Annotated in this window: 25 protein-coding genes; 16 read left to right on the forward strand and 9 right to left on the reverse strand. The window is 62.8% G+C overall.

What is annotated here, in order from left to right; genetic code table 11:
• Positions 1–358: 358 nt before the first annotated feature.
• The 4 genes from BJ997_RS20865 to BJ997_RS20880 form a co-directional block, all read right to left on the reverse strand.
• The gene (locus tag BJ997_RS20865; RefSeq protein WP_183323855.1) at positions 359–2,287 is read right to left on the reverse strand and encodes a hypothetical protein; all 1,929 of its coding nucleotides are present in this window, start codon (positions 2,285–2,287) and stop codon (positions 359–361) included.
• Positions 2,288–2,462: 175 nt separating this feature from the next.
• A complete protein-coding gene (locus BJ997_RS20870) occupies positions 2,463–2,699 on the reverse strand; it encodes a hypothetical protein (protein ID WP_152602102.1) in 237 nt (78 codons plus the stop codon).
• A 61-nt stretch (positions 2,700–2,760) separates the two neighbouring features.
• A complete protein-coding gene (locus tag BJ997_RS21680) occupies positions 2,761–3,105 on the reverse strand; it encodes a helix-turn-helix domain-containing protein (protein ID WP_084141094.1) in 345 nt (114 codons plus the stop codon).
• A 272-nt stretch (positions 3,106–3,377) separates the two neighbouring features.
• Positions 3,378–3,701 carry a hypothetical protein gene (locus BJ997_RS20880; RefSeq protein ID WP_035835717.1) on the reverse strand — a complete coding sequence of 108 codons (324 nt, stop codon included), beginning with the start codon at positions 3,699–3,701 and terminating at the stop codon, positions 3,378–3,380.
• Between the two features lie 320 nt (positions 3,702–4,021).
• Between BJ997_RS20880 and BJ997_RS20885 the strand changes: the two genes are divergently transcribed.
• From BJ997_RS20885 to BJ997_RS20940, 12 genes are all read left to right on the forward strand, one after another.
• A complete protein-coding gene (locus BJ997_RS20885) occupies positions 4,022–5,218 on the forward strand; it encodes a MinD/ParA family ATP-binding protein (protein ID WP_052542044.1) in 1,197 nt (398 codons plus the stop codon).
• A 2-nt stretch (positions 5,219–5,220) separates the two neighbouring features.
• Positions 5,221–5,553: a hypothetical protein gene (locus BJ997_RS20890; RefSeq protein WP_221244290.1), complete on the forward strand. Its 333-nt coding sequence runs from the start codon at positions 5,221–5,223 to the stop codon at positions 5,551–5,553.
• A gap of 11 nt (positions 5,554–5,564) precedes the next feature.
• The gene (locus tag BJ997_RS20895; RefSeq protein WP_035835716.1) at positions 5,565–6,287 is read left to right on the forward strand and encodes a hypothetical protein; all 723 of its coding nucleotides are present in this window, start codon (positions 5,565–5,567) and stop codon (positions 6,285–6,287) included.
• A complete protein-coding gene (locus BJ997_RS20900; RefSeq protein ID WP_035835715.1) occupies positions 6,287–7,723 on the forward strand; it encodes a hypothetical protein in 1,437 nt (478 codons plus the stop codon). The genes BJ997_RS20895 and BJ997_RS20900 overlap by 1 nt, the downstream gene beginning before the upstream one ends.
• Complete coding sequence (locus BJ997_RS20905; RefSeq protein WP_035835714.1) at positions 7,716–9,431, forward strand: hypothetical protein; 1,716 nt, start codon at positions 7,716–7,718, stop codon at positions 9,429–9,431. Before BJ997_RS20900 ends, BJ997_RS20905 begins: the two co-directional genes overlap by 8 nt.
• Positions 9,428–10,963 carry a hypothetical protein gene (locus BJ997_RS20910; protein ID WP_052542043.1) on the forward strand — a complete coding sequence of 512 codons (1,536 nt, stop codon included), beginning with the start codon at positions 9,428–9,430 and terminating at the stop codon, positions 10,961–10,963. Before BJ997_RS20905 ends, BJ997_RS20910 begins: the two co-directional genes overlap by 4 nt.
• Positions 10,964–10,970: 7 nt before the next feature.
• A complete protein-coding gene (locus BJ997_RS20915) occupies positions 10,971–12,044 on the forward strand; it encodes a hypothetical protein (RefSeq protein ID WP_035835713.1) in 1,074 nt (357 codons plus the stop codon).
• The gene (locus tag BJ997_RS20920) at positions 12,044–13,798 is read left to right on the forward strand and encodes a type IV secretory system conjugative DNA transfer family protein (protein ID WP_035835712.1); all 1,755 of its coding nucleotides are present in this window, start codon (positions 12,044–12,046) and stop codon (positions 13,796–13,798) included. The genes BJ997_RS20915 and BJ997_RS20920 overlap by 1 nt, the downstream gene beginning before the upstream one ends.
• Positions 13,791–14,303 carry a DUF4913 domain-containing protein gene (locus BJ997_RS20925; RefSeq protein WP_052542041.1) on the forward strand — a complete coding sequence of 171 codons (513 nt, stop codon included), beginning with the start codon at positions 13,791–13,793 and terminating at the stop codon, positions 14,301–14,303. Before BJ997_RS20920 ends, BJ997_RS20925 begins: the two co-directional genes overlap by 8 nt.
• A gap of 124 nt (positions 14,304–14,427) precedes the next feature.
• Positions 14,428–14,856: a hypothetical protein gene (locus BJ997_RS20930; protein ID WP_035835711.1), complete on the forward strand. Its 429-nt coding sequence runs from the start codon at positions 14,428–14,430 to the stop codon at positions 14,854–14,856.
• Positions 14,857–15,056: 200 nt separating this feature from the next.
• The gene (locus BJ997_RS20935; protein WP_035835710.1) at positions 15,057–15,461 is read left to right on the forward strand and encodes an NUDIX hydrolase; all 405 of its coding nucleotides are present in this window, start codon (positions 15,057–15,059) and stop codon (positions 15,459–15,461) included.
• Entirely contained in the window at positions 15,461–16,054 is a 594-nt protein-coding gene (locus BJ997_RS20940) for an LOG family protein (protein ID WP_035835709.1), read from the forward strand. The genes BJ997_RS20935 and BJ997_RS20940 overlap by 1 nt, the downstream gene beginning before the upstream one ends.
• A 629-nt stretch (positions 16,055–16,683) precedes the next feature.
• Here the strand turns inward: BJ997_RS20940 and BJ997_RS20945 are convergent.
• A complete protein-coding gene (locus BJ997_RS20945) occupies positions 16,684–17,208 on the reverse strand; it encodes an SRPBCC family protein (RefSeq protein WP_084141093.1) in 525 nt (174 codons plus the stop codon).
• Between the two features lie 109 nt (positions 17,209–17,317).
• On the opposite strand from BJ997_RS20945, the gene BJ997_RS20950 reads away from it, so the two are divergent.
• Complete coding sequence (locus tag BJ997_RS20950; protein WP_035835708.1) at positions 17,318–17,794, forward strand: winged helix-turn-helix transcriptional regulator; 477 nt, start codon at positions 17,318–17,320, stop codon at positions 17,792–17,794.
• A gap of 164 nt (positions 17,795–17,958) precedes the next feature.
• Here the strand turns inward: BJ997_RS20950 and BJ997_RS20955 are convergent, their stop codons facing one another.
• The 4 genes from BJ997_RS20955 to BJ997_RS20970 all read right to left on the reverse strand — a co-directional run bounded on the left by BJ997_RS20955 (position 17,959) and on the right by BJ997_RS20970 (position 20,125).
• Positions 17,959–18,192 (reverse strand): DUF2283 domain-containing protein, encoded by a 234-nt coding sequence (locus tag BJ997_RS20955; RefSeq protein WP_052542039.1) that lies wholly within the window; start codon positions 18,190–18,192, stop codon positions 17,959–17,961.
• Positions 18,193–18,312: 120 nt separating this feature from the next.
• On the reverse strand, positions 18,313–18,813 hold the full coding sequence (locus tag BJ997_RS20960) for a GNAT family N-acetyltransferase (RefSeq protein ID WP_035835706.1): 501 nt from the start codon (positions 18,811–18,813) through the stop codon (positions 18,313–18,315).
• A 107-nt stretch (positions 18,814–18,920) separates the two neighbouring features.
• Complete coding sequence (locus BJ997_RS20965) at positions 18,921–19,313, reverse strand: VOC family protein (protein ID WP_035835705.1); 393 nt, start codon at positions 19,311–19,313, stop codon at positions 18,921–18,923.
• A gap of 302 nt (positions 19,314–19,615) precedes the next feature.
• Positions 19,616–20,125, reverse strand: a complete 510-nt coding sequence (locus BJ997_RS20970) for a GNAT family N-acetyltransferase (RefSeq protein ID WP_052542037.1) — start codon at positions 20,123–20,125, stop codon at positions 19,616–19,618.
• Positions 20,126–20,289: 164 nt separating this feature from the next.
• Between BJ997_RS20970 and BJ997_RS20975 the strand changes: the two genes are divergently transcribed.
• From BJ997_RS20975 to BJ997_RS20985, 3 genes are all read left to right on the forward strand, one after another.
• Complete coding sequence (locus BJ997_RS20975; RefSeq protein WP_035835704.1) at positions 20,290–20,841, forward strand: DUF6578 domain-containing protein; 552 nt, start codon at positions 20,290–20,292, stop codon at positions 20,839–20,841.
• Positions 20,842–21,683: 842 nt separating this feature from the next.
• Positions 21,684–22,388, forward strand: coding sequence for a hypothetical protein (locus BJ997_RS20980; protein WP_035835703.1), 705 nt, complete (start codon positions 21,684–21,686; stop codon positions 22,386–22,388).
• Between the two features lie 235 nt (positions 22,389–22,623).
• On the forward strand, positions 22,624–23,808 hold the full coding sequence (locus BJ997_RS20985; RefSeq protein ID WP_035835702.1) for an ATP-binding protein: 1,185 nt from the start codon (positions 22,624–22,626) through the stop codon (positions 23,806–23,808).
• The last annotated feature ends 15 nt before the right edge of the window (positions 23,809–23,823 follow it).

Raw genomic sequence — 23,823 nt, forward strand, 5'->3', positions numbered from 1 at the left:
GACCCCAAAAGAGGCTGCAGCCCTCGAACACAGCGTCACTGTATGAGTCAACCAAGCCTCACCAACAACCCACACCCAACCACAACTCTCACGCCGTCAACGATGCCCCGGCCGCTCCACTTCATCACGCTGCACTGCCCTGACCAATGCTTGGCCGAGCGATTCGCCGAGACCCTCCAATCCAAGCGGGCCTACCGGCAACACTTCACCGACCGCACCAATCCCTTAAATCCCGTCCCAACCACCACAACACTGAACGTATCAACACCGCCATCGAAACGACCCCGATCCAACGCGTATCACCAACCTGATAGCTCGACAGAGACCAAGGGTCTCCCACCAGGGGTACACCTGGTGGTTAGGCCGCGTCTCCGAGGTACTGCCAACGATTCTCAGGATTGAGCACGCCCAGATCGACGAGCTCCCGCGCAGACCGGTGATCACCACGCTGATCGCTCGAGCGCGGGTAACGCGGCCACACCCGCTCACCAGGCGCATTCACATCACGAAACAACGGCCGACTCGACACATCCACCCGTCTCGGACGGCGCCGGGGAGCGGCGTTCATCGTCGCGACTTCGGCTTGCCACCATTCCCACACCTCCCGTTCGGCTCGATACCGGTTCGCTCGATCAAGGAGCAGCCCTGCGACGCCGACGATACGAGCAGCTAGGTCTCGGAGATCCCGTTTCGCCCGAGCCCACCCATCCACATGCTTGACGATCAAGCGGTGGTGGCGGAGACGACTGAAGATCGTGGCGATGTGGCGGGTACTGACCCCAAGTAAGCGGGCAGCCGTCTCGAGGGTCAGGGCGGGGTGCTGGGCGAGGAGAGCGTAGACCTTGCCGGCGAGGTGCCCGAGCCCAGGACGGGTGAAGAGATCGTGCCGGCCGTCGGTGAGCTGGCGTTCCAGGTTGGTCACCAACGACGTGCGGAGATTGAAGAGCTCGGAGGGGGGGCGGGGGTTATTAAGTGGTTGTGACGCAACCGTACGAGAGGCTGTGGAAAAGTCTGTGGAGAGCCGCCATTCAGCGGCATTGCCACTGTCACTCAGCGACACCCGGACGAGGAACCCGTCCTCCGCGAGGGCGGTGAGGGCCCGCCTGGCGGTGTCGCGACTGAGGCCGACCATCAGGGCCAGATCCCTGATGGACGCCGCTACCGTCCGCTTACCGGTCTGCAAGGTCAGGTACGCCACCGCGGACAGGATCGTACGACGAGACGTCGCCGCTTCGCTCTGGCCCCACCGTCCGGGGGAGGCCCGGAACCGGGTCAGGAGGTCATCGACAGTGTCGACGATGACGCCAAGCTCCGCGAGATCGGCGGGAGTCCGCGAGGATCCGAGCGGTGCTTGTAGTGCCGAGTACTGCTGGGCTTTGGCCCACTGGCGCTCCAGGCGCGCGGTGGCCTCGGCCTCGGTGCGCGGTTTGCGGGCTCCTCGGCTCATGTTCTTGGTCCGGTAGTGCTCCATCCCCGGCGCCGTACGCGCCTCCTGGGAGGCGTCGGCGAGGGTCCACCCGGCTGATGCGGCCGCGAGCAAGCACATGAACCCCGTCCAGCTCGGGTTGCTGCCGCCGTTGACGGTCGCCATGTGCCCTTGGCCCCACGCGCTCAGGGGGCGGTGCGCGCTGTACCGAGCATCGATGGGGCCCGACGGTGTCGTGTCGGAGGGCCTCGAGGCCGGCTTCGCCTGGTCGAGGACTCGGGTGAGGGTGTCAAGGTCGGTGCTGGTCGCCGTCGGCGACAGAAGGTCCTCGACGGCGCCGCGGAGGATCGTCGAACTGCTGCCGTCGCGGTGCGGAGCCAGCGGAGGGCGTGCTCCACCCTCCCGCGGGTTGCAGAGCATCCCATGGTCAAGAGTCGAATAGTTGGCGTGCGCCGCGCCCGCGAGAGCGGCCACGACGGCGGCCGGCGCGCCGCCGTGCAGGGCGACCCAGATGTGGCGACCGCCGGTGCCAGAGGACTGGCAAACCACGTGTGCGATCGCGAGGCGGTCGAGGAGCCCGGAGAGGGCGTCGCAGTCGTCGACGGCGCGTTCCATCAGATCAGGAGAGACCACGCCGGCTTCTTTGCCGTCGAAGTCAAAACACAACAGACGGAAAATACCCGCGTCGTCGGCCAGACGCACGAGCCACGGCGTCGTGGGCTCGGTCGGCCCGACGCGGTAGATGAGGGGGTAGCTGTTCTCGTCCAGACGGCCGTATGCATCGCGCTTCATCACGCGCACCTGGTCGCGCGGGCTCAGCCGGCGCGACAAATCCCAGGGCGTCCACGCAGAAGCAGACACGCCGAACGCACCTTCAAGTGCGTCTACTGTTTTGTGCGCTATGCTCTGTGGCATAGAGAAACCTCCCCTAGGGGCTGGTGATCTGGATTAGCTCTAACCTCGGTGCCGGGAAGCTGTGAGGGTTTGAGCTACGAAACTTGCAAAAGCCCGTCGCGAAAGCGATGGGCTTTTTTCGTTAAGCGGCTGGGATGGGCAGCTCCTCTAGCTGAGGTCGGCCGATGTCGAGAACGGGCAGTCTTCCGCCCGTTGCGGCGAGGTCGTGGAGCAGGGTCTGCATGTACAGAGCCTTGGCAGCGCCGCTGGCAGCGGCAGCTTCGTTGACAAGCTCGAAGATTTCCGGGTCAACGCGCACCTGCAATAACACGGTCGGAGCGTTGACTCTCCGCCGGGCACGTCCTGGTTCCATTGCCATGATTGCAAGGCTGGCAGAGAGCGACAATATTAATACATACCTGCGTCGGCGTGTTGCTTTATTATCCGAGCAGGTATTCTTCGTAGCCGGCCAAGGCTGAGCGAACAGCATCTCGGTTGGCCACGTAGATGACTCGCTGCCCCTGCCTCTTCTCGCCGGCGTCTGTGGTGACGGCGCCAGAGGACTCCAGCTCTTGGAGGTGCCGTAAGACTGTTTGATACGTCGCGTTGAGCTCTCTGTGGATTGCACCTGAGGTCATCCCTTCTGGATGACGAGAGAGAAGATGAATGATCGCCCCACGAACTGGGTTCACGCCGAACACCATCATCGCCCTCGTCGCGGTAAGCGGCGGAGGTCCTGCAGAGGATGCATAGCGCGGCATCCCATCATTCTGCCGTAATTGCATAAGACACCAGCTCACACTAACACTTAATGTTAGGGTGCGGGCGGAGGTCAAGCATGAGCCGCCTGAAGCACGCTCAAACTACGAGTGCGGGGACCTGCCCGCAGGAGCAGAGGAGCGCGAGCGATTGGGCGCGCGGGGGAGTGTTTGGCGACCACTCGGTCCAGGTTGTTTTATCCGAGAGGTATCGCCATGATCACTGCGTACAGAGCGAAGATGCACCCGCGTCGCTCGTCTCCGCTTCACACAAGACGCGCCGGGCCGATCGCCGCAGCTCAGCCGAGGACGTATTCGAGTGCCTGGCCGAAGTCGTGAGTGATGCGATCGCGACGCGCAGCGAGCTTGGTCGTAGAAGGCCTGCGTATGACGTCGTCAGGCGCATCGTCCTCGATGTAGCCCAGCGCTCGAAGATCGACCAGTGCGCCATGAATAGCGGGACGGCTCATGACATCACCCAATGCTGCAAAAAGCTCGGCGTAGTTGAGGGGCCGGGGGAGCAGCGCGCGGAGAACCAGGACACGAGCGGGAGCAGCAAACAACTCCTGAAACACTTTGACCCGCGCCGGGGCGTCCTTCATCAAAATCTCAGACCGTGCCATGGCACCAATTGTGGCGCAGTTCCGCGTGAGACGGTCATTTCGCGCATCTCCGCGTGTTGAATGCGAACGCATTTATTTATTTATAGAAAATACCGTCCAGTAATGTCAGTGGCCGGCGGTACAGTTCGCATCGCCACTTAAGACACCGACCAAAACCACTTAAAACAGCATCGAATCAAGGAAAATTGCAGCGTTAAACAATCGCGGCGGGGTTTTTCGGGGGGTAGAATCACGGGGCAGATGGTGGGAAAATTATGTCACCTCTGGGTGAGATTAGGTGCCTTGAGTGTATAACAGCTACTCGAGAGGAAATAATACCCATGAGTAACACCAGTCACGCGAACGCAAGCGGCGTTTTCGGTGCCGCTGATCGCGCCGGAGATTACATCGAAGACGACACCACCCCCTTCGCCCCGACACTTCCTCGCCGGCGTGCAGAAACCACGCTCGTCGCCGATACGGAACGTGTTACACCGGAGACCACGCCCACTCCTGCATCACCTATCTTCCCGGAGGCTGTCGACCGGTCGAGCACGTCCGTACTTTTCAGCAGTCCGGCCGCGGGCCTCGCGGCAGCGTCCCGCATGAGTAACCCCGCGAAAGCGAGCGTCGGTTTCCGCGGTGTTCTGGCCAGCCTGGGACTACCGGTGGCCCCAGGGCCAGCGGAAGTCGTTGAACGGCAGCGCGTTGATTTGCGTACCGCTGACGAGACCACAGTCCGGCAGGCGACGTGGACACGCGCGGTGTCGATCCTGATCAACAATCCCAAGGGTGGCACAGGCAAAACCCCTACCGCCCTACTACTCGGAGGAGTGCTCGCCGCGATCCGCGGCGGATCCGTCGCGATCCTCGAAGTGTCCGACGACCCCGGCGCACTAAACTTCCGCGCCGAAGGCAACCCGCAGCTCGGACTGGGGGAGCTGGTACGCGACGTCACCCAGATTCGCACGGCCGGCCACCTCGCCGGCTACACCGCCCCCCAAACGTCGTTCGCATCGGTGATCGGCTCCACCGGTCGCCGCGAACGACTGACGGGAGATTCCGTGATCGCTGTCACCAGTGTTATCGACGAGTTCTACGGAATCCGCGTCATGGACTCAGGCAATGTCACAACGTCCTCAGCTTTCCAAGGCGCAGTGTCCGTGTCCGACGTGCTCGTGATCCCCGTCATGAACGCCGGCGACTCCGTCCTCGAGGCGATCCAACTGCTCGACGAGCTGCGCTCCGCAGGTGGCGACTCAGCGAAGCTGGCAGACACAGCAATCGCCATCCGATTGACGGACGGTCGGCCGGAGAACGACGCGGTACGCCAGGAAGTCGAGCGACTACTGAAGGACGCCGGCGTGAGCGCCCTGCACGAAATCCCTTATGACGCCCACATCGCCGAGCGTGGCCAAATCACCCTCGGCAACCTGAACCCAGCGACCCGGGACGCCTTCACCTCCGCCGCCGCAAGCGTGGTCCGTTCTCTGCAATCCGCCGTATCGGCCGCACCCTCACAAAACCGGAAGGCCTAACCATGCACGAGCTCATCCTCCTCGCCGCGATAGACAACCCACTGGACGGGATCCTCCCCGACTTCTCCTTCGGCGGAGCCGAGTTTACGGCCCTGTGGCAGAAACTCATCGCGGCCCTCTGGGCCATCGGAATCCTCGTTGCCATCGGGTACCTGATCTTCGGAATTGTGGCGATGTCAGGAGCCTCCGGTGAGACCAACCCCAACCCTCAAGCGCATTCACAAGGGCGCCGCAAAGCAGTGTGGGCAGGCATCGCACTCGCCTCTCTAGCTGGCCTGGCCATCATCGTCGGCGCAGTCCTCACCTTCGCTTCCCCCGCCGTCGCCTCGATCTAAAGGACACACGCATGCGAATGGTTACAGCATCAGGGCGCAGCCGCTGGCCCCACGTGATCGGGGCCGCCATCCTCGTCATCGCGATCAGCGGAGGCATCGCCTACACCGTGACCCGCCCCGATTCGAAATCCAACGCCGCCCCCACCTCAAGCACCCCAACGCCCACAGCGGCAGCGTCTGGAGGAAGCTCGGGTAGCGGGGACGACGAGGACGACGTGGCCCCTACAGGCTGCCTCGGTGGTCCGGACCGCACAGCTGCCATGGTGCTAGCCGCGAAAGCAGAAGCCAAACACACGACCTTCGGAGCCGTCGAAGTCGCAACGGCCTTTTATCGGTGGGGCTGGCAGTACCCACATCCTGTGTCCGCTGACGCCGACGCTGTGAGCGCGGGCATCATGGCCTCGACTGCCAACGCCTCGTTTCGAGACCTCTCATCTGCCTACGAGGGTTTCGCTGAGGCAGACATGACCTCGGGTCAAGTTCCCGCCAGCACGCCGTTCCACCTTTCAACAACGAATGGACTCTGGATGGTCTCTGAGGGTTCTACCGCCGACAAGGTCGAAGTGAACCTGGCCGTGGGATACGTCATCAATGGCGAGCTCAGCCCCACGAAGGCCGCCGTCATCTCACTAACGATGGTCTGGGAAGAGGGAGCGTGGCATCTCGAGAGCGGTGGAACTCCCGATCAGGCAAAGCTCAGTAACGGTGGAACTCGCTATACCGGCGGTTGCTGATGATTCCCACGATCGCGTTTGCCGCCATCGAGGATCCCGACTGCGTAGACACCTGGATCGTTTGTGGCGCGGTGCGCGCGGTCGAGGGTGTGGGTGGCGCCGTGAACACGGCGAAGGGGATCGCGGATTTCTGGTCCGATCCCGCAGGCAACTCTTTCATCATGTTGCAGGACGCGGCCAAGGGCCTCTCCGATACGGTGTTGCCAGCTCTCACTCATGCGACTCTCCCCGACCTCACGGCTGATTGGTTCATCAGCGCCTACAGGGTGTCTTTTGCCTTGTCGATCTTCGTGCTCGTCGCCCTGCTCATTCCTCAGATCGTCCGAGTCGCACGCGGTACGCAGTCCGGCCGTGAGCTGGGGGAGTCCCTGACGTTGTACGCCCCGGCGTTCATGATCGGCGCAGCGTTCGGCCCCGCCCTCGGCGCATTCCTGGTGAGGTTTTTCGGCGCCCTGTCGGACTCACTGATCGCTTGGGGTGTCACCAACAACTCGCAGAGCATCGTGGAGAAGTTTTCCACGATGCTTTCAGAGGACGACGGGTCCGGCCTGGCCGGCGGCGCCGTGCTCGGTGTCATCCTCATGTTCTTCATGATTCTGGGTTTGCTGATCGTGCTGCTCATCCTGGTGGTGCAGCTCATCACCCTGTATTTCTCCGGCGTGCTGTTCCCGCTGGGTTTTGTGTGGATCGTCGATCCCAAGAAACGGGCCTTCGGGTCGAAGATCGTCTATCTCTGGTTCGGCGTCCTCGCCTCCCACCCGCTGCTGTTCTTCCTGCTCGCGATCGCGTACAGCATGATGACAGCGCAGCTGAATGCGCTCTCCGATACACCCAGCCTCCAGAAGACGGTGACGCTGGTCGTGTCGATCCTGGCGTTGTTCATGGCCGGGCTCGCCCCGGTCGCCCTGACGAAGTTCGCCCCGATCATCCCGAGCGGCGGCATCGGCAACGCGCCCACCGGTCCGAACATCGGCGCCCAGTCGATGCAGGAAGCTGACGCGAAGTATGACAACAGTGGGGGAAGCAAGCCGTCGACTGGTGACAAGTCCTCGTCGTCTTCGGACGACTCGGACAGCTCGCCTGTCACGACCGGCGGCAAGGGCAGCCCGGTCACGGCGTCATCGGAGGGGACACCGGCGACGTCGTCTATTTCTGAGGCAGCGTCCATCGGCGGTAAAGCCGGCGCTGGCGCGTCAACTGCTGGGGCAGGGGCCGCAGGTAGGGCGGCTGCCGCTGAGGGTGGTCTCGCTGCTGCGGGTGCGGCCGAGTCCTCGACCGGTGTCGGGGCGGCCATTGGCATTCCGACGATGCTCGCCGCTGGTGCCATGGCGAGCTTTGACGCCACGAAGAAGGTCACCGATTCGGTGAGTGAAGCGGCCGTGTCGCCGGTCGATGACGAAGAGGCGCACTACGGAAAGGATTCGACTCATGAGTGACACCCGGGCGGCGTACCTGCGGTACCTCGGCGGCGAGTCGGGTCACCGCGGGTTTTTTGGAGGCACGGCTTCCAAGACCCGGGTGATGCTCCTGGGGTTTTTCATCGTCGGCGGCATGGTCGGCATGGTGCTGGGGTTGGGCCTTCCGGCCCTGGTCGCCGCCGTGGCGGGGGTCGGGATCACGATGTTGGCTACCGCGCGAACGCATCGCGGCACGGTCCTAGAGCGCCGCCGCAAGCGTGCGCGGTGGCGCGCGCGCAAGCGCCTCGGCACGGACGAATTCGTGCCGTATGAAGTCGGCGCGTGGGACCAGCTGCAGGAAGCAATCACTCGCGGCACCAAGGATGAGAAGCGCAGTGCGGAGGGCCTCGCTTTGCGGATGCGGGCCAACCCGGACGGTGCCGATGGCATGGGCTGGTTGCAGTACGGTGCAAACGTCCCCGGGATAGCGTGGCATGCCCCGGTGGGGGAGCAGCCGTACTTGTCGGTGGCTTTTTCTGTGTCTGGGCAGCTGCGCGGAATGGAGACCGCCGCGACGCTGACGCGGGCGGCCAACGGGTGGGGGCATTTCCTGGCCCGCCGTGCAGCGCCGTCGTCCCTCATCAGTGACGTGCAGACGCTCACCCGCGTGCTCCCTCCCGACTCAGCGAGGCAGCAGCTGTGGGTCAAGACGCGTCTGGAAACGGTGCAGCCCCACTGGACATCCGCGCAGCGGGAGTCGTTTGAGGCGCAGAAGCTCTCCTATGACGAGGTGATCCGTAAGTCCAGTGTCGACTCGATGGTGCAGCGTCACTACGTCGTCGTGTCCTGGCCGCTTGATCAGCAGTTCACCGACGCTGCCGGAAAATTCGGGCGCAGCGAAGGCGGCCGGCGCGATTCGTGGCGGGAGCTGATGGCCACCCAGATCCGCGCCACGGAGCGCGGCCTGGACGAGGCCAAAATGGGCGACGTTCGCGCGTTGACGGCCAAGCAGACCACGGCGCTGATGCTGCACCAGCAGAACCCGCATCTGCCCATCGACCTCACCCGCAACGTCGACCCGCTGCGCGCGGGCATCGCCTCGCATGACGAGTTTTCCGCGCATATCGTGGAGGGCGTCGATTCGACGTCCGTCGTCGTCAACGAGGACGGCCCGACGTCGCCGGCGGTGACGTGGTGGCACCGCACTGCGGCGATCCACGGCGAGAATTTGGCCGTGGGTGGGCGCAGTCCGCTGTGGTGCTTGGACTTGCTGATCGGCCGGGAACTGACGTTCATCCGATCCGTGTCCTTCCACCTGCACCTGGTCCCGGCAGGTCAGGCGAAGTCGAAGGCTCGCGCTGACTTGGTGCGTGACCAAGCCGGTGTGCTCGCTGATCGGCAGAAGGGCCGGCTGATATCTGACGACAGCACCATGCGCATGTCGGCCGCGCAGCGCCGCTCCGCTGACCTTGCTGCGGGGTCGCATCATCATGGCGTCGATTGGATCGGGTTCGTGACGATCTCCGCCCCGACGCGCGATGACCTCGGGCAGGCGTCTCGCCAGCTCGAGGAAGTGTGCGCCACCGGCCTCGGGATCGAGCGCCTGGACTGGCAGGACTCTTTCCAGTCTGGGGCGTCCGGTTCCACCTGGCCGATCGGTCGCGGCCTGCGGCCCTCGGCCTCGACGCTGGCAACGCGCGCCATTAATCGTCTCGCTGGCCGTTCCGAGAAGGAAGCGATCTCATGACCCACACCGACCCGGTCACCCCCGGCACGCACACGCACGGCAAGCGTGCCGCTGCGCCGAAGGCGCCCTGGTATGCCAGCGTCCCGGGCCTCAGGCTCTTCATGACGCCCATGGCACCGGACACGACCCTGTTGACCGGTGAGGATGACACTGCGCCCGGCGCGACGGGCGTCGCCCGGCGTGCGGTGGACGTGCCGCCGTTTTCCCGGCCCGGGTCGGTGCTGCGCTCCTCGACGGGCGCGGCGGCGCGCGGATGGTACGCGCCCAAGCTGGCGGGCGCTCCGACGACGACGCGGCAGGCGGAGATCCTGAACACGGGGATCATCGGCGCTCCGACCGGGATTGAAGGGGTCGTCAACGGCACCGACAATCTCTCCTCGACGATGATCAGCCATGACGCACCGACCGCGTATAACGCCACGCCGCGGAAGGTCACGTCACCGAACGTGATCATCTTCGGCACCGTCGGGTCGGGGAAGTCCTCCTTCACCAAGACGGTCATGGTCATGCGGCCGCTGCTCCTGAGGAACCACCGCGCGGTGGTGTTTGACAAGAAAGACGAAGGCGGCGAAGGCGAATACGCCCGCCTGACCCGGCGCATGGGCGCCGAACCGCTCCGGTTCGACCCTGACGGCTCCGGAACCCGGTTCAACCTCATCGACCCGCTCATTGTCCGCGGCACGGGCCTGCAGGGGCAGATGCTTCTCATCAACGCGGTGGCGCGTATCGCCCGCGATGACACCGCTGCGACGGAGTGGGAGGAAAAAGCCACCCGTTATGCCCTGCAGCAGATGTTCGAGCAGCGCCAGGACACCACCCGCGTCTCCACCACCACCGATTTGATGCCCTACCTCGGCACGGTGCCGCTCGATCAGGAGCTGTCGGAGGGAGCGCGCGAGCGGTTCCACCAGGCAGGCCTGTCGATCCGGTTCGGCCTGGAAAACCTGCTGGAGACCTACGCCGGCGTCTTTGACGGCGAGACCAGTAAGAGCGTTGACCTGTCGCACAAGCTCACCACGTTCGATATTTCCCAGCTCCCCGACTCCGGTCCTGCGATCCCGACGGTCATGGCGATCGGGAACATGTGGCTGATGGGCCGGCTCCGTGAGGAGCGCGGGTACATCACCAACGTCATCTATGAGGAGGGCTGGCACATGATCGGCGGTCCCTCCGCGCAGCTCGTGAAATCCAACCAGAAGCTCTCCCGCTCCTTGGGCATTTCGAACGTGTTCGTGATGCACAAGGGCACTGACATTCCGATGGACAGTCCCGGCTACGCCGTCGTGCAGGAAGCGCAGACGGTGTACGCGTTCCGTCAGGACCGCCCGGAAGACGCCCGGTGGGCGCAAGAGACCTTCAACTTCGCCCCCGACACCGCCCAGACACTGATGGGGCTAAACCCCGGGAACTGCATTTTCAAAACCGGGTCCAAACCCGAAGCTCACATTCACCACGTCCGCTCGGACTGGGAAATCGAAGTGACCAACACCGACTCCGCCATGGCCGCCGGCGAAGCCGCGGCCAAGGACTGAACCCCTCATGGGAAAAGGGATCTTGGGGACCGGGGCGGTGGTGCTCCTCGTCATCCTCTTCACAGGGCTGCTGCTCATCACAAGCGGCGGGCCCAATTCCGCGTGCGCTGCCGTGGCGGCCAACGCCCAGGCGGCGGCCACGCACGAACCCGTCGACGGGTACGTCGGCGACCAGCTCGTAAACGCCGCATCGATCATGAACGCCGGCGCCGCCCTCGGCGTCAACGTCCACGGTCAGATCATCGCCGTGATGACCGCCATGGGCGAAAGCTCCCTACGCAACCTCGAGTACGGCGACGCCGCCGGACCCGACTCGCGGGGCCTGTTCCAGCAGCGCGACACCTGGGGCACTCTCGCGGAGCGGATGAACCCCACCCAAGCGGCCACGTTCTTCTTCCAGCGCCTTCTGAACGTGCCCAACTGGGAAACTCTCACGCCCTCTGCAGCTGCTCACGCCGTGCAGATCAACAAGGACCCCGACCACTACACGAAGTACTACGGCGGCTCACAGTCCGTGGTGTCCGCACTCACCAACGCGGACGCGGCGTGCGCCGCAACTCTCAGCGGGGACGCCCCGGTCCTCGCGCAGGCCCTCGTGCACAAGATCGACGCGGGGAAAATCACCGGGCTCTCACCTGACCACCTCCGCGAGATCCGGTGGATCGCCGACGGTGAAGTTCACCAGAACTGCGGCATCGACACCCGCATTTTGCAGGTGATCACCATTGCCACGAACATGTTCGACAGTGTCGGGATCTCCGACATCAACCGGGCCTGCACCGGCACGCTCCTCGGTGCGGGCGTGAACTCCCCGCACTACGCCAACGGCGGTGGGCATGCCGTCGACTTCTACGCCTTCAACCGCACACCCACCACCGGCGCCGACCCCAGCGCGCTGAAGCTCCTCAAAGCGCTCAGCCCGGTGATGCCCGCAGGCTCTGGCACCGGCCAGTCCCAGTGCCGCGCCGATGCCGGCGTCACCCTCGACCTGTCGATGACGCAATTCAGCGACTCCTGCAACCACGTCCACGTCGCCGTCGACCCGTACGGGACAGAACCCATGAAAGAAGGCGAACAATAATGGTCGACTGGAAAGCCCGGATCATGACGGGCCTGCTCGCAGTCCTCGCCATCCTCGGCCTGCTCGTGGCCGTGCACGTCGGCGCGGCGATCACCCCGACGGGGACCGTGTACTCCTGGAACCCCGCCGCCTTGGCGGGCGGTTTCTTGCTCCACGGCGCACCGTGGCCGGAGGCTGCGACCTGGACCTCGTTCGCGGCCATGATCCTCGTCGTGGCCCTGTTCTCGTTCATCATGGCCAAGCAGGCCCAATGGGCCACGCGTAAACGCAACAATGGGGCGCTGGCGCACATGGCCACCAAACGCCAGTCCGCCGTACTGCGCGCGAAAGCCCGCGCGAAAGAAGCCACGTACCTCCACCCCGACGCGGAGCAGCTGCCTCCGGGTGAGCGCGTCGGGATTCTCGTCGGCCGCGGTACCCGCTGGGTTTACCAAGGGTGGCGCGACCTAGGCGTTTACGTATTCGGTACCGGGCGCGGCAAAACGTCCGGCCTCGTCATCCGGCACATGATCGAAGCCCCCGGCGCCGCCATCATGACCTCCAACAAAGTCGACGGCGTCCAGGAAACTCTCGCCGGCCGCGCCGGCCGGGGGACGTCATTCATCTTCGACCCGAACCGCATCTACCGCCGCGAGACTCTCCCTGACTTCGTATTCAACCCCCTCGACTACATTCAAAACGCTTCCGATGCCCGGGAGCTCGCCGCGATCTTTGAAGCGTCGACCCGGAAAGCTTCAGATCGGGGCGGCGATTCCCAGTTCGATACCGCCGGCCGTGACATGCTCGCCTACTTCTTTCTCGCCGCCGCCCTCGAACACGAACCGCTCTCTCAAGTCTTCGCCTGGTTCGCCCGAGCTGAAGGGCACCTCCCCGAGCAGATTCTCCGCCGGCACGGCAAGAAAGGGCCAGCAGCCACCATCGAAGGGATTCTCAGCTGGCCGGAAAAAACTAAGGGCAGCGTCTACGCCACCGCACAACGTATGGCCTCGGCCTTGGCCGACGACGACCTGCTCGCCTGGACCGACACCCCCGGAATCCGGTCGTTCAACCCGGAAGAGTTCATCAACAGCTCCGACACGCTCATCCTGCTCTCCAAAGAAGGGGAAGGATCGGGCGGGGCGATCCTGACCGCGCTCGTGCGCGCGATCTGCAAGACCGCCGAACACACAGCTCAAAAAAACGGCGGCCGATTGCAAGTCCCGCTGGTGATGGAGCTGGACGAATGCGCCAACATCGTTCGCTGGCCTGAACTGCCCTCCGTGTACTCCTACTACGGGTCCATGGGCATCATGCTCAACTCGTACTTCCAATCACGGGCGCAGGCGATCGACGCGTTCGGCAAAGACGGCTGGCAAACCCTCTGGGACGCCGCCGCACACCGCGTCTATGGCGGCGGCTCCGGCGACGACGACTTCCTCCGTGCTCTCGCAGCACTCATCGGCGACCACGACGAAATCACCTACGGCAGCTCCACCAGCCGCGACGGCCAAACCTCCACCTCAACCAACACCCGCAAAGTCAATACCCTCGACATCGCTGCCCTCGGTTCACTCCCCGAATGGAGAGCCGTCATCTTCACCTCCAAATGCCGCCCCGTCATGGTGGACACCATCCCCTGGTTCCGCGACAAGGCACTCAAAACCGTCATCAACCGCCCGCTCCCACCCACGACCGTCGCTGGCGCCATTCCACTGACCCCAGATGAACCAGGCATCGAGGACGTAGCCGCGGAGGAAGTGGCTACCCGTGGCTGACGACGCTCTTGCCGACGTTCCAACTGACGAGGTCGAGCGCGAGAACTGGGACGCCGAAACGACTGAAAAGGATCCCAACGCCGACACCACCATTCCCGCTCAGGAACCGGGCGACGACGCAGAAGAGAGCAGCGACCAGGAAGACCCGGACGTTCGGGAGTTGTTTCTCGATTGGCTCACGCCGCACCTGCGCACGGTGGAAGTTGTCGGAACGAAACCCACACCGTGGTGCGCGCAGTGGTGGCTGCACCCTGAAGTCGTCGCGCGTTTCAAATCTCTCTGGCAAGCCAGCATGCAAGCCGATGCCAGCGTGCAAGACGGCGACGCCGGTGCAGTGTCGTCCTGGTGGATCAACCATTGGGACCGTCACGCTGCTGTGATCTTTGATAAGAGCACCGGACCATTCCGCGACTGCGACCCCGATGAAGGGCACCTTCATCGCCGCAAAGACAAAACCTCAACGATCGTTTCGGCGATGAGGCCACCCGACAATGTGGAGCTTTAAGGGAACCCCCAGCGGACACGGCGCCTTTAAGGTGAATCTAAGGGATATTTGTTGGGCATGACCAAATCCATTCAGGGAAAGAACGGGGGCGCGGAGCGCGGGACGTTTCAGTATTCTGTCGGGTGTGAAGGAATATTCGACATCGAAACGGGCGGCCGCCGTCGCACTGGCTGCGGCAGATGACATCCGGATTCGCTGCAGGGCTTTCGCGAGGGTGTTCTTGATCCTCGGGATCGGCTTGGTTGGCGGCTCGTTGGTCTTTTGGCCGCGGGGAATTTTCGATATCGTGTCGCACGGGACAACCGAATCGCTACCACTTGTCGCACTTGGCGGTGCAGCCGGCATCGGCGGTGTCGCAGTCATTACTGTGGCGATTCGCCGGCTCGCTCGCCTGAGAAACTATCTGGTCGGTGTCGGGAAGCCCCACAGCGCCTTCGTGAATGAACCGGATTTCCAGGTGCCGACGATTGGAATGGGGCATGGCGGTCCTCTGGACGCGAGTGTCGCGAAGTTCGCCAATCCCGGAAAGTTACTTCCTGGACGCGAGCGGTAGGTCGGGGGTCGGGTACACCTCCAGCGTTGCTGCCGGAGGCAAATCCGGTCCGGATTTGGCGTGACGTGGCGAACTGAGACTTTCCGGGTCGGCAGGAAAACCCCGACCTCCGACATCTCGCCAATGGCAAGGATTTCAGCCCGTAAGCCGAACCCTCTGTGGGACGCGTCTTGAGGGCGGAGGCTTGATAGCGTGACGGGATGATTACTCAAACGCTCGTTGTCGCTGCGGTGTGCTTTCGCGACGGCGCCGGCAGGATACTCACCGTCCGTAAGCGTGGTACACGCTTTTTCATGCTGCCCGGCGGCAAATCCGAGCCCGGGGAAACTCCCGGTGTGGCCGCTCTCCGGGAGGTTCATGAGGAGCTGGGCGTAACGGTCGCGAAGGAAGACCTCGCCCTGCTGGGCAGTTGGAGTGCCGCCGCCGCAAACGAGCTGGACACAATCGTCGACGCGACCGTCTATCGCAGCGATGTCGTCATCGCGCCGGTAGCGTCGGCGGAAATTGTTGAACTGCGATGGGTAGATCCCACCGCCACGACCGAACTGGACGTTCCAGTCGCGCCGCTGCTCCTCGAATTCGTGTTCCCCGCCCTGGCCGCCTAATGCAGGTCGCAATCTTCACCGGATCCGCATCCGGTCACCGTCCAGTGTTTGCTGAAGGTGCAGCCCTACTCGCTGGCACGTTAGCTGAGCAAGGCATCGGGATCGTTTATGGCGGCGGCAATGTTGGCTTGATGGGCGTCATCGCGACCGAGGCACTCAGCCACGGTGGTTCCGTCATCGGTGTTATGCCGGGATCTCTCGTCGACCGAGAATTGGCCCATCCGGGCCTCACTCGGCTGGAAATGGTTGAGTCCATGCATGAGCGCAAAGCGCGGATGGCAGAGTTGTCCGATGCCTTCATTGCTCTTCCGGGCGGGACCGGAACCTTGGAGGAATTCTTCGAGGTCTGGACCTGGCAGCAACTGGGAATCCACAACAAACCAGTAGGCCTGTACAACATCGCTGGCTTCTGGGGTCCCCTCATCGCGACGATCGATGCCGGCGTGGATGCAGGATTTCTCCGGAGGACCTATCGGGACGCGCTGATCATTTCCGACAACGCTCAAGACTTGCTCAAACAACTCACGGTCTGGGAGCCAGCACCGCATAAATGGAATGAACGAAGCACAACACCCGTGGTCCCTCTGCCGTAAAGTCTCACCAAAGCGCCGAATGACATCCGACAGCGATAGGGCGACCGTGACGCCCATGCAGGCGTTCAATCTGTCTCGGCGACTCCGTAAGCCGAACCCTCAGCGGGACCGATGCCGGGCACGAAGTCTCGCGCGAACGGCTGCCGCGGTCCCGGGTCAACATCTGCTAGGAACGAAACGCTCCGGTCAGAACGGCGGAGAACGTCTCTGCGATCACTGCTGTGACGGTTGCACGCGGTCTACGATATCGCGGAACATATCGACCTCGATCCGTAGCGCACTGGTTCCCTGCGGGGTGAGGCTCACCCGTGTGCGGGCTCGTCCGCCGTCGTATCCCCGCCGGGGCACTACGCGTTCGAGTTGCGACGAGGCCCGAGCGATCCGCATTGCGCTCAGTATTAAGGGCAGGCCCGCATGAGCCGATTTGTCGGGCGGAACGCGGTCTCCGTCAACGCAAACTGGCACGCCGCTTTCCACCGCAGATCAAACGTGGACCTCCGTCTTGAGGGTGTCTCTGGTGCGCAATCTATCGGAATCGGGCCGATGCACTGGGTCAGCACGATGCGGCCCCGCGCACTGACGTTACTGAGGCCCGGCAGTGATTGCTGCTGTCGGGACTCAGGTTCGCGTCAGCTTGCGTTGTTCGCGAGCCTGGCTGCCTCGGCCACCTGATGGTGCAGCTCTGCGTGATCGGCGTCGGTGAGCGTTTCGTCGCCGTCAAATGAGTACGGCTTGCCTTCCCCGGTTTCGATAAACGCCTTGAGACTACCGTTCACGAACATGCCCCACGCGTTCGAGCACACGTCGTAGCACTCGTCCTCGGGCTCGAGGCCCTCGTGGGTGAAGGTGACCAGCGTTCCGCCGTATGCCTCCTCGATGTCGAACCGGACGGTCGTGCCGTTCCACTCCTGCTTGTCGGCGGTGAAGTCGAGGTAGCTGCCCGTGACGAGCCATGCGATGCGTCGTGCCGGTTCGATATCGGTGACCCGGAATCCGCTGTAGTGCAGTCCGGGGACGACGTAGACGAACTCGTCGCCGACTGCGGTGGTCGAGCCGGTGATCCGCCCCCACCACCCGGGGACGTCGTTGATCGCGTCGAACGCCTTTTGCGGCGTGGCATCTACAGTGATCGTCGTCGTGAAGTTCGCGTTCATTTCTCTGCTCCTTTGCGTGCCTCCCTCGGTGGAGAGGCCTCCTGAACTTGGTTGATGCAAGTGAGCGTAACCCGAACAACTTGCATCATGCAAGTGGTAGAGTCGAGCCATGTTGGGGAAGGCTTATGACACGCAGGTGTGCTCGATCGCGCGATCACTCGAGCTCGTCGGCGAGCGGTGGAGTCTGCTCATCATCCGCGACGCCTTGTTCGCTCGCGTGACGCGCTTCAGCGACTTCCAGCACAACCTCGGGATCGCGACCAACGTGCTCACCTCGCGGCTGGATTCGTTCGTCGCGAGCGGCATCATGGAGCGCGAAGGTTCTGCCGACTACATCCTCACGACCAAGGGCCGCGCACTCGCGGTCGCGCTCATCGCCCTCACCGAGTGGGGCAACGCCTGGGCGTCCCCCATCGAACCACCGATCCTGTACCGACACGCCGCCTGCGGTGACGGCGCGGTGCACGCGGTCGCGACTTGTGAGACGTGCGGCATCGTGCCCGCGGAGGAGGTCGCCGTCCGCATCGGTCCCGGCATGCCGGCCGACTACCTCGCCGGGCGACGCGGAGGAACCCGCGCGGGTTGATCAAACCCCGCGGCCGCTGGGACTCGTCCCGGAGAACCCACTCTCTCACCCTCGTTCCGCAAGCCGGACGACAAGCACGACAGATCTGGGACCAAATCAACCGGTGGCCGAAGGTGCCGACGTTGCGTCACAGGGGAACGGCCATAGGACCGGGGGCCACTGGGTCAGCCGATTCGCTTGGCTTGTTTCAGGGTGGACGGGCGCAGCAGACACTTGGCACCGAGGATCTCGACCCCTAGAAGCTTGCCGTCTTCATCGAAGTCGAGAATGACTTCGCCGCGGCCGTCGATTTCGTGGACGTCCTGCCGAACGGCCTCCCCGGCGTTTATCCGAGGTGAAATGTTGAAATAAGCCGCATCCGCAGACCGGTCATAAGTGCCTCGCCGCAATTTCTTCACGGCGCAAGAATACGGTAACAGGCACCCACAAGGCGGACGACAAGCACGACAGATCTGGGACCAAATCAACCGGCGGCCGAAGGTGCCGACGTTGCGTCACCGGGGAACGGTTAGCGGGCGTCAAAGACGTGAGCCGTATACCGATCGGATATCTATTGCTCCGCCGTGATCATCCTCTTCGAATTCAAGCCCGATCTTTACTGCTACTCGTCTCGAAGCAGTGTTGTCGGGGTGGATGATCGCGACTAGGTGAGCGGTCTCCAAGACATCTCGCGCGTAGTCCCGGCAAGCCTGTGCAGCCTCGGTTGCATAGCCCCGTCCCTGCATCTTTGTCCGCACGTGGTAGCCAACCTCAAGTTCGGGTCGGCCGTTGACGTCCTGCCAAGTTAGGCCGCAGTCGCCGGCAAACTCATCTGCCTTCGTTTCGATGATCCAAAGACCGTAGCCGTGTTCGGCGTAGTTGCTCTTGTTCCAGTCGATCCAGGTCTGGGTCTCCTCGCGGCTCTTTGGTCGCGGGTAAAACTCCATTACATCTGGGTCAGCCAGCATGGCAGACATGACTTCGAGGTCGTCGTCGGTCATGTTTCGAAAATTCAACCGGTCTGAATGAGGGAACGCCATGGTTCGAGCTTAAGAGGTCGACGTACCCCTAGAGCGATCCGGCTGTTAATCGCTGGGAGTATCGGCCGGCCCCGTAAGCGGAACCCTGAACGGGAATGCGTTGGTGCTCAGTTTTGGCCCACAACTTCGACCTTGAAGCCGGCTTCATTTTCAAGATACGCGGCGTAGTGGTCGGGGCCTCCAGCGCGGGGGTAGCGATCCGCGTACAGCGAATTCCAGCCGTTGTCCGCCGCTGCACCCAGGACGCGGTCAACGTCGGCCTCGGATCCTCCGTGAAGCGCGAGGTGGTTGATTCCTGGCAGCCTTCGGTCGTGTGCGCTACCAGAGAGGGCTGGCGGTCGCGTGGTCACGAGGTAGACGTCCCCGCATCGCCAGGAGGTTCCGTTGTCCCACTCCTGGTCAACGGACCATCCGAGTTCCGCGAGAAGCCAGCCCCACGACATGCGAGCGCTGACCAGGTCTGCGACCCAAATCTCAATGTGGTGCATACCAATTGCCATATCGCTATCGTTCCACGAGCCTCGAGGGCCCTTTCCCACAGGGGAACCCCTACGGGACCAGGACAAGGGGCAGCTGAGTGGCCGTGACCGACTGTTAATTGAGCAACGTGTCGCGCACCTTTCGGGCCAGCTTTATTGGCTCAATGACTTCAGTTGATCGGCATTTCGAGATCAGTGGCGAAGAGCATGAGGGCAATCCTATGGATCTAGGCCCATCCGAACGACGGGCTGCATCCGGCGGTCGTTGTCGGACTGGGTTGCCGACCTGCTCCGACAAGCCCTTAAGTGGAAGCCATTGATAGCTAGAGTGCTTTCACCATTTCAAGTTCCTGCTTGCTGGGGTCGAGGTTGTACGCGGCGCTGTGTCCCGTGGGCACAAAGCCCCTGCGCTCGTAAGCCTTTCGTGCACGTATGTTGTCTTCGTGTACGTGAAGAGTGAGCTGGTCGCACTCGGTTCGCGCCCAGTTCTCAACGGCACTCAGTAGCGCATCCGTCACGCCTATCCTGGTGCCGCGAAAATCCGGTGACACGTACACACCTACCAGGATCGCGCCGGTCTCTGCATCCGGCACGAAACCGGCCATGGTCCCGACCCAGCGTCCTGATTCAGTGATCGCGGCAAGTGCGACGCCGTGTCCGCTGGCGCCGCGCTGTCCGCGCATTCTCCACTCAGCCTCGTCATAGCCCAGCGCAGACTCCAGCGTCTCGGTATATGCCGTCGGGGTATCCCGAATCATTTCAAGACGTAGTTCACGGATCTCTTGCCAGTCGTCATCGGCTGTCGGTCGGATAACGAATTCTGATGTGATCATCCCGTGAGCCTAGCGAAGCTAATTTGAGTCGATTCATCCGGCATCCTGGGCAGCTGGTTGAAACTCCGTGCGGGAACCCTCACCGGGACGTGCCGGCGGTGCGCTCACGGATCCCCGACCGAGTCGGCTGCGTCGCGATGTGGGCGTTGAACTAGCGTGGGGTTATGACGCGCGTGTGGCTGACGGAATGGGAATGGGCGTGCTGTGGCGATGCTTTTGCCATCGGCGATGAGGTCGACTTCGGTATCGAGACGCGAACGTCGCATGCTGCTCTCGCTGACATGCTCGGACCCGAACTATTCGCCGCGGTGGAAGCGATGGAGTCGCACCATGAGGAAGAGTTCACCGATCGAGTGCGCGGCCGGGTAGTCGCGGTACACGAGGTCACGCAAGACGTCATCGAGCGTTGGTCCCTACGTCGTCCCGGCCACGGTGCGCCGCCGGAATCGATCAAAGCGGCGGACGGCGACGAGCGGGCGGATGGCGGCCGCGAGTTCGGCAATGGAGCGTTCCTCGCCCGTTCCCCCTCTCGATACATGATCGAGATCGAGCCGGTGGCGAATTCAGCGAGGCTAACCTCTGCTCAGGGAGTTCGGCTGCGCATCGATGACGACGACGAACCGCTTCCTCGCGTCCAAGGGACCGCTAGTCCACCACCCGAGCAACGCCGACGCTCGCTGAAAGGGTGGCTCGTCGATGTCGAGGAGCACGCGTAGAGTTTCCGCTCGCGGAACCGTGTATGGGACGGCCTCGTCGCGCTCCAAGTGGGCAGAACACCCCCTCCGGGTACATCGCAGTCGTTCTTGCCATTCGAGTTCTATGAAGTTCCAGATTCAGAAACAGCAGCACGACGGAGCAGGGGCCCTTGGACTGACTTGGTATGACTAGTTAGGCTTGGACGAACAGGGATGGGAATGATCTGCGATGCACGTAGTTGGCTTGGGCGTTTCGTGCTCACTAGACCACGCGTCTGAGGGCTCCCTCTCCTTTGCACTTCAAGAATTTGCATGCCTTGACGACTCCTCGCGAGTCGCCTTTCGAAGTGATCGCGGGTTTGGAATAAGCTACCGCCCTCACGGCGGTCAGGGAAAGCTAACCGAATCCGAGCTTCGGCATCACGTCGCGATGGCAATGCTGCCCGATGAGGGAGTCACAGAGGATGCCGGAGAGCGGCTCCCCTGGCATGAATATTGTGAACTTCTGGAACGAATCGGAATAACCGCATCGGTCGAGATCCTGAAGGGAGGCCCCCATGTTATTCATTTCTCGCCCGAAGTACGGCGCCTATTTGACGACGAGTAGTTGCGGGGGACATCTTCCGGTCAGAACGACACAATCTGAAAATCAACTACGAGCATTCCAGTGATGAGTGGTGAACAGACGACCGCCCTCGCGTCAGCCAGCTGCTGAACACTGCTCCACAGACGCATCCCGCGATGGAGGAACCCTCACCGGAGCGCCTCGCGTTGCCCGGTATCTGATCGCATAAAGAGTTGGGACTCTCGGGGTCGTCTCGCGGCGTGATGGCTGTCGTCACCATAGTCAATACACTTCAGTCATGAGTGAGTGGTGGCGAGTTGCCGGAGCGCCGACAGCCGACGAATGGCAAGCAGTCTTTGCCGGCGCGGGAGTCGTGGTGACTGGGCTCGCTGCACTACTCGCGCTAATTCAGCTACGGAGATACATCAAGGAACGAGAGGATGCTGCTCGACCGTTCTTGGTTGTCGACTACAAGTTCCGGTCGATCCTAATGATGATCGAAATTAGGAACGTATCTGGGGCGGTAGCAAGCGACATTCGCCTGTCAGTGGACAAGCCTTTTGACGGGCATATGGCCGGCCGAGCGGACGTCCTAAACGGCCTCTTCAGCGACGCGTACCGCATCAAGCAACTTGGCCCGGGGCGGTCAATTCATTGGACGTTCGATAGGGCGCCGGACTACTACGCCGGCGACTACCCCCGCAACTACGAGGTCACCGCTTCCTACGATGACCCTCGAGTGCTGCGGCGACTTGCGTCGTGGAAAATTTGGACGCCCAAGATACCCGTGACCTACACGGAGACTTTCGAGCTGAACATCGAGCAATGGGGCGAAGCGAACGCCGACGTCGACTATGACGACAAAAACTGGAACATAAACAACCGCAACGAGAAACGCGTCGAGCATATAGCCAAAGGGATCGGGAATCTTGTTGACGCTCTAAAGGAAGCCAACGACGCGCCGCGACGGTCAATGCCGATCAGGGGTCGACGTCGACGGTAGGACAACAGATTGGCCCTCCTCACGCGCCCGTAAGGCGGACCCCAAGCGGGAACGCCCCCGCAATGACGGGGCCGCGCGCCCCGCCTGAACGAACTTGTCGCGTTTGCCCTGTCGCGTAAGGAAATCCCGGTAAGGCACGTCTAATGCAACAACGTTGGCTGTCCTTAGTGAATTTGATAAAGACTTATATAACCGAGTAAACGATTCGTTTACTATCGGCTATATTCTTTTAGTTATGGACCTTGCGACGAACCCCTTCAAGCCCGGCGCGGGCCGAGTACCACCGGTTCTGGCCGGCCGTTCCGACCTGCTCAGCGAATTCCGTACGCGGCTCTACCAGGCACGTGAGGCAGGCGAGGGGGAACGCCCCTGGATCCTTTCTGGACTCCGCGGGGTGGGCAAGACCGTATTGCTCAATCAGCTGGGACGCGATGCGGCCGAACTTAAACTGATCTTCGTCAAAGTCGAGGCATCAAGCAGTAAGCCCTTGGCTGTTGCGCTAGCCAAGGAGCTCCACCTCGCACTCCGACGAGTCCTCTCAAGTTCTGACCGCGCCAAAGCGCTGTGGTCCAAAGCCGCAAGCGTGCTGCGGTCATTTCAAATTCGTGTCGATCCGTCAGGGACATACTCCTTCACTGTCGACGTGGAGCCCGAGCGCGGCGTGGCCGATAGCGGCGATCTCGCCGTCGATCTCCAGGAGCTGCTGGAAACCATCGGGTTGGCTGCGCGTGGGGCCAATACAGTCATTCTGCTGGCCGTCGACGAGCTCCAAGAGGCCTCATCCGGCGACCTCGCTGCCCTCAATGTCGCCCTGCATAATCTCGGGCAGGATGTCTTCCCCGTTCCCGTCGTCTTCGTCGGAGCGGGGCTGCCGTCCCTCCCCGCGGTGCTCGCCGATGCGACCAGCTACGCGGAGCGCCTTTACGACTACCGCCAGATCGGCTTGCTCGACACAACCGCAACGTCTGACGCCCTCACTGCTCCGGCACGCGCCAACGGAGTCGACTGGGAGCCTGACGCCCTAGCGGCGGCGGTGACCGCGACCGGGGGATACCCATATTTCATCCAAGCGTGTGGAAGCCATGTCTGGGCGGTCAGGGCCACGGACACCATCAGTCTTCAAGACGCCCAGATCGGCATCGAGTCAGCGCGAACTGAAGTGGAACAGGGTCTTTACCAATCGAGATGGGAACGGGCAACCCCAACCCAACGGGCCTTCATGTCCGCGATGGCGGTCGACGACGATGCCCCCTCATCAATGGCCGAACTCGTGACCCGTTTGCGAAAGAAGCGCACCACGGACCTCTCCGTCAATCGCCGAGACTTGATCCGGAGCGGTCACATCTACACGCCCGAACGCGGTTTCGTTGCGTTCACCGTGCCCGGCATGGCCGACTTCATCGCGAGGCAAGGCGAGTAGCCCACCGAGGCACCT

This window comes from Cryobacterium roopkundense, assembly GCF_014200405.1.
Taxonomy (GTDB): domain Bacteria; phylum Actinomycetota; class Actinomycetes; order Actinomycetales; family Microbacteriaceae; genus Cryobacterium; species Cryobacterium roopkundense.